Source organism: Ectobacillus panaciterrae DSM 19096, assembly GCF_000430785.1.
GTDB lineage: Bacteria > Bacillota > Bacilli > Bacillales > Bacillaceae_G > Ectobacillus > Ectobacillus panaciterrae.
Genome location: NZ_AUMR01000061.1, coordinates 18,416 through 29,538 on the forward strand (window position 1 = coordinate 18,416; position 11,123 = coordinate 29,538).

The window sequence follows — 11,123 nt, forward strand, 5'->3', positions numbered from 1 at the left end:
GTGTAGTAAAACGCCTGTCATATGACAGGCGTTTTACCATTCTTATCCCTAACCGCTCCCTATAAAATGCATTCTCACTCTCCATGAACCATCCCCCACTTATTCGCTTCCGCTCCTATGGGGGGATTCTCGTCTAATTTATGATAAAACAAATCTAAAAGCTTGTTGCATTATAACCCTCTGTACAATCCTAATAATTACGAACGCTGAAAAAATAAACCAGGCATAAAGCCCGGCTTATCATACGTGTTACGTTATGCGTTTGGTTCTTGATTTATATCTATTTTCTTTCTAAAGATGAAGTATTTGCTTGCGAAATAGTTGAATACAACCACAATGACGTTTGCGATAATTTTAGATATTAATTCATTTATACCCAACACTTTTGCAAATAAAATAAGGGACCCTGTATCAATAAAAAGGGACAGAAGTCTAACTCCCATAAAGGAGACAAATTCTTTCATCATTTGACTCATATTACTATTCTGACTATTGAACACGTATTTTTTATTTGTTACATAAGCAAATGAAACAGAGGCAATCCATGAAATTATGTTTGCAATTATCATTTTATAAGCACCATGATAACCAGCAGTAACAAGGAAATACGTCACGATATTCATCAATGTCGTTAAACCGCCGAAAAACAAATAGTTAAAAATTTCTTTTTTTCTGCTCATATTTCTATTCTCCTAACGGCCGGTTTTCACTTCTCGCTCTTATACTGTGTATACAGACTCTCCGCTTAAGTTCGTAACCTTATCATCGTTATACTCATCCAAATACAAAGATCTTCCTTACGGCGTTAAACGACTGTACGACTGATCCAAAACTTCTTCGTTATATACCAGTACTAAAACCTTTTCAAAAAAGGTACTCCCTCCTGCTTCTATTCTTTCGAATAAACCCTCTTATATTCGATAAGCATAGACGAGACATAGTAAATAGGGTTTTTCGTTTATCATCCCTCCCATTCACTATGTCTACTCTCTGAATGTATATAATTAGCTGTTGACAGGCAGCGTTTGTACTTGAACAAGTTGCTTCATGATTTCCAACAAATCATCCTTTAATTCATCGTGCTGCAATGCCATTTCGATTGTTGTTTGGATGAATCCAAGCTTTTCGCCTACATCATAACGTTTTCCTTTAAAATCATATGCGAACACGCGCTGAATTTCATTTAAGCGCTGAATAGCATCCGTTAACTGGATTTCGCCCCCAGCTCCAACTTTCTGTTCCTCTAAAAACATGAAGATCTCTGGTGTTAATATATAACGCCCCATAATCGCAAGGTTAGATGGCGCCGTGCCTGGTACTGGCTTTTCAACAAATTTTCTTACTTGATAACGGCGGCCTTCTCTCTCAAGCGGATCGATAATGCCGTAACGATGTGTTTCGTTATCATCTACTGTTTGTACACCAATTACAGCAGAAAGTGTTTTTTCATACTCGTCGATTAATTGACGAAGGCACGGTTTTTCCGCCTGTACGATGTCATCTCCTAAAAGCACTGCAAATGGTTCATTTCCGATGAACTTGCGAGCGCACCATACGGCATGACCAAGTCCCTTCGGCTCTTTTTGACGGATGTAATGAATATCCACCATTTTCGAGGATGCTTGTACCTTTTCAAGCAATTCGTACTTTTGCTTTTCCAACAGGTTTTGCTCTAATTCAAAAGCGTGGTCGAAATGATCTTCAATCGCGCGCTTTCCTTTTCCTGTTACAATGATAATATCCTCAATACCAGATTCAATTGCTTCTTCAACAATATATTGAATAGTCGGTTTATCGACGATAGGCAGCATTTCTTTCGGCATTGCTTTTGTCGCAGGTAAAAAGCGAGTTCCTAATCCAGCAGCTGGAATAATCGCTTTTCGTACTTTCTTCATGTTTACAACCTCTTTCTTTACTCTCGTTTTGTCTTTTATCCTCTTTGTTGCGTTTAGATGCTATATAAATACAATTTATAAGTTCGACATATCCAAACTCGTCCCATATACGCATGCAACACAGGTAAACGTTTTCTGCGAAAAGGTATTTCCTCGTTTACACGAATATCCATAACATGCAACCGTACAGCAAGCATCTTGAAAGGTCTAACCGCTTCTACGCTTAGTCGGATGCTCTCTCCCCCTAAAAGAAAAGTTTTTATGTCGATTTTTTTAGTTGCATTTATATATTAACAAAGGCGTATTCTCTTGATACAAGCACCTTTATATTATATATCTAGTACTCTTTCTATGCTGTTAGGATTACTTAACATTTATTGTAATTATATGGAATCCATGAAATTCATTTCCTGTAAATTCTACATGATTGCTTTTTTATTCGTCAAGCTATAGTGGAATTTACCTAAGAGAAAGAAATATAAAAACGGCTGTCCCGTCATAAGGACAGCCGCTGCTGTTTATTCTCCAAAACGTTCCAAAAGCGTTGCCAGCGTACGCACCATTACACCAGTTCCCCCCGCAGGCCCCAAGTTATGCTCGCTTTTTGTATCGGATGTTCCAGCAATATCCAAATGCACCCAAGGCGTATCTTCTGCAAATTCTCCGAGGAACACACCGGCCATAATTGCATGTCCGTCACGTCCTGGAGAGTTATTCAAGTCCGCGAATTTACTGTTGCGTACACGCTCTTTGTCGCGATCAAAAATCGGCAGCCGCCAAATCGGTTCGTCTGTTTCCATTGCGGCTTCCAGCACTTGCTCATAGAAACTTTCATTATTTGTCATTGCGCCCGTTGTATGGTTGCCGAGAGCTACAATAACACCGCCTGTTAACGTTGCTACGTCAATCAGATAGTTTGCTCCGAGCTTTTTTGCATAAGTAATGCCGTCTGCAAGAGCAAGGCGGCCCTCCGCATCTGTATTCAATACTTCAATTGTTTTGCCGCTCATGGATGTAATGATATCATCCGGCTTGAATGCATCACCGCTGATCATATTATCTGTAGATGGAATAACTGCCACTACATTTTGCTCCGGACGAAGCTCGCCAATCACTTCCATTGCGCCGAGAACAGTTGCAGCGCCGCCCATATCGCCCTTCATGCCGACCATGCTTTCTCTCGGTTTTAAAGAATATCCGCCTGTATCATATGTAATGCCTTTTCCAACAAGACCGATTACATCTGTCCATTCCTCTTTTCCTTTATATAAAAGGGCAATCATTTTCGGCGGGTTCGTGGAACCTTGATTCACCGCGAGCAGCGCGCCCATACCCAGCTCTTCCATCTCTTCTTTGTCTAAAATTTTGTAGTCCATGTCATATTTTTCAGCAAGCTTAACAGCATAAGCAGCAAGTTCAACGGCTGTCAATTTATTCGGCGGCAGATTGACAAGAGTACGTGCAGAATTAGTAGCGCGTCCGTGTACGCAGCCTACTGTCAGCGCTGCCTGCACTTCTTGCTGATCCCGCTCTGTTATGACTGTAATGGAAGGAACAGATCTTTCTTCCTTTTTATTTGTTTTGTACGTATTAAGCTCATACGAGGCAAGACAGTATGCTTCCGCTGTAATATGCGCTGCCTCTAGAGCATCCATACGATCTGTCACGAATGAATCAAGCATTACAGCAACGTTTGAGATATTTGTGCCTTTTAAAGATTTAAACAGCTTCCCAAGCGTTTGACGAAGCACTTCCGTTGTATACGCATCTTGCTTGCCAAGTCCTGCGAAATAGTAACGCTTTGCATCCGTTTTTCCGAGTGTATGTATTTTAGAAACCGCTTTCTTTTTAGCGGATATGTCTCCTTCTTTTAATAATGCCGTCAATTGTCCATCTATTAAACGGTCAATCTCGCTGAAAAACCGACTTATTTCTCCTTCAAATAACCCAACAACAACAGCTTCGTGGCTCCCAGACTTTTCTTGCACTTGAAACATAGGTAAGCACCTCCATGTATATTCTTTTTCAATTATAGACTTATTCTTTGAAAAATGCGACAATTCACCCCTCCATATATAAGAAGAGAGCAGGCAAGGACGGCAACTGCCCCGTATCTTCATACGAGACACGGTCTATCTGAGGCATGATTTGTAAACACGTCTCTATAAAGGGATACATCTTTTCTAAATCAAGCGACCAATGCAGCGGCCGATACACCTGCAAATACCGATGTGCCGCCTCCATCATTAGGCGCGCTCCTTTCACGTTGCCATAGCCGTAATGATAGAGAGCTACCGTCATTTGCAGCAGCCCCTTCAAGAAATAATTATCCCGCTCTGTAAGCCACATTTCTTCTAACAAGTCATGGCATGTATAATAATCCCCTTCGTTAAACTTCACGAAAAACTCATAATACTCCGGCGGATATTCCTCCATATCATCCCTCCATTTCCGAAATATTCCGCCTTCATTATACCAAAAGAAATAGTCCAGAACATCAGTCCTGGACTATGGTTGTTTACGATATTGCTGGCGGAATACCTGCATGGTTTTATCTTCGTTCAGTCTCGTCAGTTCTTCTTCCGTCAGCTTTCCGTTTCCTACTTTTATAACATATACTTTTAATTCTTTCTTTCCCCACTGCTTGTATACTTCTTGAACCGTTTCGTAATACAAGTCAAGTGAGTTGCCTTTAATTGCTCCCCCTTTGTCTGCTACGACTCCATAGCCATAGCCGGGAATGAACAATACAGTTCCGATTGGGAATACATTTAAGTCTGCCGCAATGGTAGAGTATAAGTCCCGCTTCACATGAACACCAGAATACGTAATGCCGTACTGCGGATGATGCGGATGCTTTCCTGTTGATTCTACCCCAGCCGTATAGCCTGTTGCCTTTACCGTAACAGAACGATATTTTGACCAATCTTCAGCTTGCTCCAATGTTTCTCGTTTCTTTTCTATTTTCGCGCTTGCCGCATGTGCAGTATGGCTCTTCGCAAACCATCCCTTCAAATCAGCAGCTTTTAATCCAGAAATCGAAAAAAAAGTAACGAGAAGCGCCGTGCAAAATAAACAGGTCATAAAGAGGCGAATCGCAAATGTTCGTATCGTCATGCTTATTCTCAACACTCCTTCACAACTAGTGTTGACCAAGACGATTTCTTTTTATTCATAATAAAGAAGAAAAACGGAGCACGGGAAAAAACTGTACTGACTTCTTTAGGCGGGCATAGTGCACCTGCCGAGTCTATATACAAGTGAATAAAAAAAACCCCGTTATAACGGAGTTAGAACATTTGATAGCCTTTTTGGCGAAGCGATTTAATGATAACGCCGGAAAGAATGGCGCCTGCTAATCCGGTTGTCAAAATAATCATATCTGCCTTCCCCAGTGCAGAAAAATGATTTGTAAGCGACGCCAAAGAACCCGACGGATTACGGAAATAATCCCAAATGCTTACTTTATCAACTATCAATACACAAATCAAAGGATACAAAATCGTCATCACCCATGTTTGGCGCAAGATCATATTCAATAGAAAGCCGATGCCAAAAAATAAGACGAAAAATAGCAGCATAGAAATCAATAATACCGGAATGCTCATTCGTTTCTCCCCTTTTCCCCCTGTGCTTCTCTTTTAGTGTACAAAACAGTTGTTCAAATCGTCAATTTCTGTTTTCAGGAAGATATACATGATACGCTGTATAGCCAAAGTGATTTCCCGGATTTACGCTTGTATCCAGCGTAAGAAGCGAACTTGGCACAGCGTCCAGCAAATGCCGAATCAAAACTGAAGCGTTTTCATCTTTTAGAATGGTTTCAGGCTGCAAAAATGCTGCTTCAGACAGCTCAGTTTCTTGCAATGTAATATTTTCATGCATGGGAGCCAATAAAAATATCACCATGTTATCGCTGATTTCGTCCCGAATAACGCCGGACCGAATGCCGAGCACGCCTTTCATTTCTGTTTCAATTCCTGTCTCTTCGAGCACTTCTCTTCTAACCGCTTGATCAATGGTTTCTCCTTCATTCACAAAGCCGGCAGGAAGAGACCACTTTCCTTTTAAACCGCCGTAACTCTTTTTAACAACGAGCCAGCGTCCATCCTCTGTGATAACTAATCCGCTGACTGCCAACCATACTTTGCCGCGCTTGCTCATTCTACAGCTCCCCTTTTATGAAAAAAGAGCAAAAACAGCTTAAGCTGCTTCTGCTCTTTTTCTTATCGTTTATAGCTCATTCTTAGAAAAACTTCAGCTTGCCTTTTTTCAATACTAATAGCGGTCCGCCAAGCAAGAACAAGTAGCGGTTGTCGATTACTTTCTTCATAACAGAAGCCTTCCAGCCGAATACTTTCTTGCCGAATACAACACCGATACCATCGTCATGTCCTAAAGAACATACAGTACCTTTGTTATCGAAGGAGAACTTCTCTAGCTCGCCTTTGCCGCGAACCGTCACCGCGATATTGTGAGCCACATTGTAGCCTTCTTGAATCGCGATTTGCGCTGTTGGCGGATATGGGCGATCGTTTTCCGGGTTAATGATTAATGCGGAGTCACCTACGATGAATACATCGTCGTGCCCTGGAGCGCGCATGTACTCATCCACTTTAATACGGCCGCGCATTGCTTCAAAACCGGATTGCTCTACAAGAGAGTTGCCGCGTACACCGGCTGCCCATACAACAGTTTCAGATTTAATTTCTTCTACATCATCACCTTTTGCAACGATGATGCCATCTTCTGTCGCTTCTTTAATTGCTGTACCGATACGGAATTCCACGCCTTTTTTCTCAAGGTGCTTCACCGCATACTCCACAAGCTCAGGATCGAAGCCAGGAAGTGCTGTCGGCGCAGCCTCTACGCAGACTATGCGCACTTTTTCACGAGGAAGGTCATACTCTTCTACAAGCTCAGGAACGCGGTTCGCAAGCTCAGCTACGAATTCGATACCCGTAAAGCCCGCACCGCCGACTACAACTGTCAGAAGCTCATCGCGCTTTTCTATTGGATATAACGAGAACATATATTCAATATGATCGCGAATTTGACGCGCACCGTTAATGTTAGCGATGGAGAATGCATGCTCTTTTAAGCCTTTAATGCCGAATGTTTCGGACTCAAAGCCCAAACCTACAACTAAGTAGTCATACTCTAACTCGCTGTTATGAAGGATTACACGTTTTTCTGCAGGTTTGATGTCTACAACTGTATCTTGAATGAATTGTACTTTGCTTGTATCGATTACGTCCTTGATGTTCAAACGTGTTTTATCATGATGCAATGTACCTGCCGCATTCTCATGTAGCCATGTCGTTTGATAATGGTAGCTGTTGTTATTCACAAGTGTAATGTCAGCTTCGCTCACAGAGAACATCTTTTGAAGACGCACAGTAGTAATCATACCGCCGTAACCAGCACCAAGAACAACTATTTTTGGCTTTCTCACCCTAATCACAACCCTTTTTATATAGTAATAAGTATAAAATATTGCATATGCAATGTAGATAATGATGTCGAATTTTATCGACAATTAATAAAGATTTTAAAAAAAACGCTCGAAATTTGTCATAAAAACTTAACATTTCACTACACTATATTATTCTTTTTTGAACTTTTTTTCAACCATTTTTCAAGTATCCGTATGCATATAAAACCCATGAAATCAAAGAATGGGCTTTCATTTTTTAGTTTGGGGTTTATTTTTCGTTTTTTCCCTAAATATATACAAGAGAGCTTCTAGATTGTAGCGTTTTCCTAAGTTTTTTTCATTGAAATATGTTATCATTTTTTTGTGAGCAGCTGCACTTGTGCTGCCAAAAAGACTGTTTTCCTCATGTACATATACTTGCTTGAGGACACGATCGAAATTCCTATGGGGGGGAGAAAGCTTTGACAGAACAAAAAGTGTATGATATTACGATTATCGGCGGGGGACCTGCTGGATTGTTCACTGCTTTTTACGGCGGCATGAGACAAGCAAGCGTAAAAATTATCGAGAGCCTGCCTCAGCTTGGCGGACAGCTTTCCGCATTGTATCCAGAAAAATATATCTATGATGTAGCGGGATTTCCGAAAGTGCGCGCGCAAGAACTTGTTAACAATTTAAAAGAACAAATGAGCAAATTTGAACCGACAGTGTGCTTGGAACAATCCGTACAAACATTAGAAAAGCAAGCGGACGGTATCTTCAAGCTCGTTACAAATAAAGAAACGCACTACTCCAAAACAGTTATCATCACTGCAGGAAACGGTGCGTTCCAGCCACGCCGTTTAGAGCTGGAAAACTCCGTACAATACGAAAAGAAAAACCTTCACTACTTTGTAGATGACATGAACAAATTTGCAGGCAAACACGTTGTAGTGTTTGGCGGCGGCGACTCTGCTGTAGACTGGGCGCTTATGCTCGAGCCGATTGCAGAACGAGTAACGCTTATTCACCGCCGCGATAAATTCCGCGCTCACGAGCACAGCGTGGAGAACTTGATGAACTCTCGCGTAAACGTCAAAACGCCTTACGTGCCGACAGAGTTAATCGGCGATGACAACATCGCGCAAGTCATAATTCAAGACGTAAAAACAGAAGAGAAAGTCGTACTGGATGTAGACGATGTGATTGTGAACTACGGCTTCGTTTCTTCTCTTGGACCGATTAAAGACTGGGGCCTGACAATCGAGAAAAACAGCATCGTTGTAAACTCCAAAATGGAGACAAATATCCCTGGCATTTACGCTGCCGGCGATATTTGCACATACGAAGGCAAAGTAAAGCTCATCGCATCAGGATTTGGCGAAGCGCCGACAGCTGTAAACAACGCAAAAGCTTACATCGATCCAAAAGCGAAAGTGCAGCCTATGCACAGCTCCAGCATGTTTTAAAATATAAAGTGTCTGCAAAAGAACCAGCTATTTGCTGGTTCTTTTTTAAAGATAAAAAAGCAAAATGCACCTGAACGAGCCGGTTCCGCTTTTCTTTATGTCTAGCTCCACCGGCTAGGTGCTGCCACCAGAGAACCTCCCCCCATAAAGGCAAAAAGCGCCTTTGCGGACGGAGAACCTCTGGTTCTGCACCTGAACGAGCCGGTTCCGCTTTTCTTTAATTCCGACAAAAAAACCCATTGTACAACCTCCTATTTTTTGTCTACAATGAATTAATAGTATTAGAAACGAGACAACCTGAAACAATAGGTAATAGAATCTCATAAGAAAGGAAAAAATATGGAAGAACTAGAACGAAATAAAACCTTATCAGTTCCGAAAGAAAGCTCGTCGCTGTTTCGGAATGTTAATTTTCTTTATTTATGGGCAGCTACACTGTTTTCCAGCTTCGCCCTATCCTTTTTCACATTTTCACAAACATGGTACATCGTTAAAAAACTTGATTTAGAAGCCTCGCTTGGACTTGTCCTTGTTGCGTCTAGCGTTCCCCGCCTCGTTTTTATGATTGTAGGCGGCGCTGTGGCGGACAAGTTTCCAAAGAAAAACATCATGTTTTTTTCAAATATCGCCCGCATCCTATTGGTGACCGCTTTATTGACTTGGCTTATACTGGACAATGTGACATTACATACCTTTATATTCTTTGCTTTATTTTTTGGACTGGCAGACGCATTTTTTTGGTCAGCGGATGGATCTATTTTACCTGAGCTTGTAGAAAAGTATCGTTTAACCCAAGCAAACTCCATTACGCAAATGACAAACCAGTCCTCGCTCATTCTTGGGCCGATGCTGGCAGGTGTTATTATTAAAATCAGCAATTATGAAACAGTTTTTGCTTTGACCATTTTTTTCTTAATTATTGCGGCGGTTCTTGTTCAAAAAATCCGCATGAACGCTGTAAAAGACCCTTTTCAATCCGACAGAAATATGCTTACTTCTATTAAAGAAGGTATTTTATATGTAAAGAAGTCAGCATTTTTAACAACTTTGCTGATTTGCAGCGCATTTTTGAACATGTTTTTAATTGGGCCCATGCAAATCGGCTTCCCGATTTTTGTGAAGAATGTTCTGCACGGCGACTCCTTGATGTTCAGTTATTTAGAGGGATCAGTCGGCGGCGGCATGGCGGTCGGGGCAATTTTAGTAGGCATTTTAAATATACGCCGCAATCGGGGCTGGTTCTGTATCGTGATGCTGTTTTTATCCGGAATCTCTTTCTTCCTTATTACACAAAGCAATGAGGTATGGCATGCACTGCTGGCTGGAAGCGTATTCGGCGCCACATTAGCTATGGCTTCCATTCCGCTGATGGCTGTCATTCAATCTACTGTACAAGAGGATATGATGGGACGCGTGATGAGTTTATTGATGCTGTCATCCATGGGACTCATTCCATTGTCCTACGCAGCCACTTCGCTGCTTCTCACCGTTGGTCTGCCGATTATCACGATTTTAAAAAGCGGCGCCATTGCAGTTATGCTGTTTGTTATCTTTGTGGCATTGCGTGTGCCGACTGTAAGGAAATTCGATTAAGAAAAGCGCTGCTGGCTCGTCCTTGGCCGGCGGAGCTAGACATATCTCAAATTTTATAATTTCTATCATTGTAAAAAAGCAAAGAAACAAGTTTTTTCTTAATTTAGTGGGACTTTGTTTCGCATTAAGAATTATAGATTACAACGCTTAGTAGCGGATAGATAGCGAAGTATATTGCGTTATATACCGCTAGTGCCGCCAGATAAGCTCATAAATGCGAAAAGCCTCCGCTGAGCGGAGACTTTAGCGCCATTACTTTATAAGGGATGTATGAGGCAATCGCGCTGCGCAGGAAAGTTTCATTTGGTATGAATATGTAAAGCAAGGCTCACCACACCTTGCTTCTTTGTGTTGTATACCACATATCTCTGGAGTTGGAGATACTTTATGGTATGCGTAGCCTGTCCTTTTGATTGGACAAGTTACCTAATTATGAAAAAATCAACGAATGTACGCTCCCGAATCCCTTCCGCTTTTTTCCCCGCAATTGCCAATATCAAGCGCTTGCTCTAGCGTCAATTTGAGATACTTCTTTTGACCGACATGTTCAACGCGTTTTTCTTACGCTTAAAGACAATAAAAAACCTCCTTAACGTATGGATCCATCATCCACCGCTAAGAAGGTCGTTATTATCAATCCTTATAAGCGCATTCTAGAGTTGAGTATAGGCTCATGAACACTTGTGTATGCGCAGATTTTAGGCGTTATTTACCGCCCTCGTTCTTACGCTACACTTATGCGCTATTTGT

10 protein-coding genes are annotated in these 11,123 nt (G+C 41.6%); 2 read left to right on the top strand and 8 right to left on the bottom strand.

Annotated features, from left to right (window positions below):
- Window positions 1-254: 254 nt before the first annotated feature.
- The 8 genes from H540_RS0115205 to H540_RS0115240 form a co-directional block, all read right to left on the bottom strand.
- Window positions 255-680, bottom strand: coding sequence for a GtrA family protein (locus H540_RS0115205; RefSeq protein ID WP_028401394.1), 426 nt, complete (start codon window positions 678-680; stop codon window positions 255-257).
- A gap of 324 nt (window positions 681-1,004) precedes the next feature.
- On the bottom strand, window positions 1,005-1,895 hold the full coding sequence (gene galU / locus H540_RS0115210) for a UTP--glucose-1-phosphate uridylyltransferase GalU (RefSeq protein WP_028401395.1): 891 nt from the start codon (window positions 1,893-1,895) through the stop codon (window positions 1,005-1,007).
- Window positions 1,896-2,413: 518 nt separating this feature from the next.
- The gene (locus tag H540_RS0115215) at window positions 2,414-3,892 is read right to left on the bottom strand and encodes a leucyl aminopeptidase (RefSeq protein WP_028401396.1); all 1,479 of its coding nucleotides are present in this window, start codon (window positions 3,890-3,892) and stop codon (window positions 2,414-2,416) included.
- Between the two features lie 64 nt (window positions 3,893-3,956).
- Complete coding sequence (locus H540_RS0115220) at window positions 3,957-4,331, bottom strand: DUF309 domain-containing protein (protein ID WP_028401397.1); 375 nt, start codon at window positions 4,329-4,331, stop codon at window positions 3,957-3,959.
- Between the two features lie 72 nt (window positions 4,332-4,403).
- Window positions 4,404-5,051: a 3D domain-containing protein gene (locus H540_RS0115225; RefSeq protein ID WP_425388129.1), complete on the bottom strand. Its 648-nt coding sequence runs from the start codon at window positions 5,049-5,051 to the stop codon at window positions 4,404-4,406.
- Window positions 5,052-5,185: 134 nt separating this feature from the next.
- Window positions 5,186-5,503, bottom strand: a complete 318-nt coding sequence (locus tag H540_RS0115230) for a YuiB family protein (protein ID WP_028401399.1) — start codon at window positions 5,501-5,503, stop codon at window positions 5,186-5,188.
- Window positions 5,504-5,564: 61 nt separating this feature from the next.
- A complete protein-coding gene (locus H540_RS0115235) occupies window positions 5,565-6,059 on the bottom strand; it encodes an NUDIX hydrolase (RefSeq protein WP_028401400.1) in 495 nt (164 codons plus the stop codon).
- An 82-nt stretch (window positions 6,060-6,141) separates the two neighbouring features.
- Window positions 6,142-7,350, bottom strand: coding sequence for an NAD(P)/FAD-dependent oxidoreductase (locus H540_RS0115240; RefSeq protein ID WP_028401401.1), 1,209 nt, complete (start codon window positions 7,348-7,350; stop codon window positions 6,142-6,144).
- Between the two features lie 443 nt (window positions 7,351-7,793).
- Between H540_RS0115240 and H540_RS0115245 the strand changes: the two genes are divergently transcribed.
- Window positions 7,794-8,780, top strand: coding sequence for an NAD(P)/FAD-dependent oxidoreductase (locus H540_RS0115245; RefSeq protein WP_028401402.1), 987 nt, complete (start codon window positions 7,794-7,796; stop codon window positions 8,778-8,780).
- A 339-nt stretch (window positions 8,781-9,119) separates the two neighbouring features.
- On the top strand, window positions 9,120-10,373 hold the full coding sequence (locus H540_RS0115255) for an MFS transporter (RefSeq protein ID WP_028401403.1): 1,254 nt from the start codon (window positions 9,120-9,122) through the stop codon (window positions 10,371-10,373).
- Window positions 10,374-11,123: the final 750 nt, after the last annotated feature.

Coding starts and splice junctions, on each gene's coding strand:
- H540_RS0115205 (WP_028401394.1), bottom strand. CDS start 680: ATGAGCAGAAAAAAAGAAATTTTTAACTATTTGTTTTTCGGCGGTTTA.
- galU (WP_028401395.1), bottom strand. CDS start 1,895: ATGAAGAAAGTACGAAAAGCGATTATTCCAGCTGCTGGATTAGGAACT.
- H540_RS0115215 (WP_028401396.1), bottom strand. CDS start 3,892: ATGTTTCAAGTGCAAGAAAAGTCTGGGAGCCACGAAGCTGTTGTTGTT.
- H540_RS0115220 (WP_028401397.1), bottom strand. CDS start 4,331: ATGGAGGAATATCCGCCGGAGTATTATGAGTTTTTCGTGAAGTTTAAC.
- H540_RS0115230 (WP_028401399.1), bottom strand. CDS start 5,503: ATGAGCATTCCGGTATTATTGATTTCTATGCTGCTATTTTTCGTCTTA.
- H540_RS0115235 (WP_028401400.1), bottom strand. CDS start 6,059: ATGAGCAAGCGCGGCAAAGTATGGTTGGCAGTCAGCGGATTAGTTATC.
- H540_RS0115255 (WP_028401403.1), top strand. CDS start 9,120: ATGGAAGAACTAGAACGAAATAAAACCTTATCAGTTCCGAAAGAAAGC.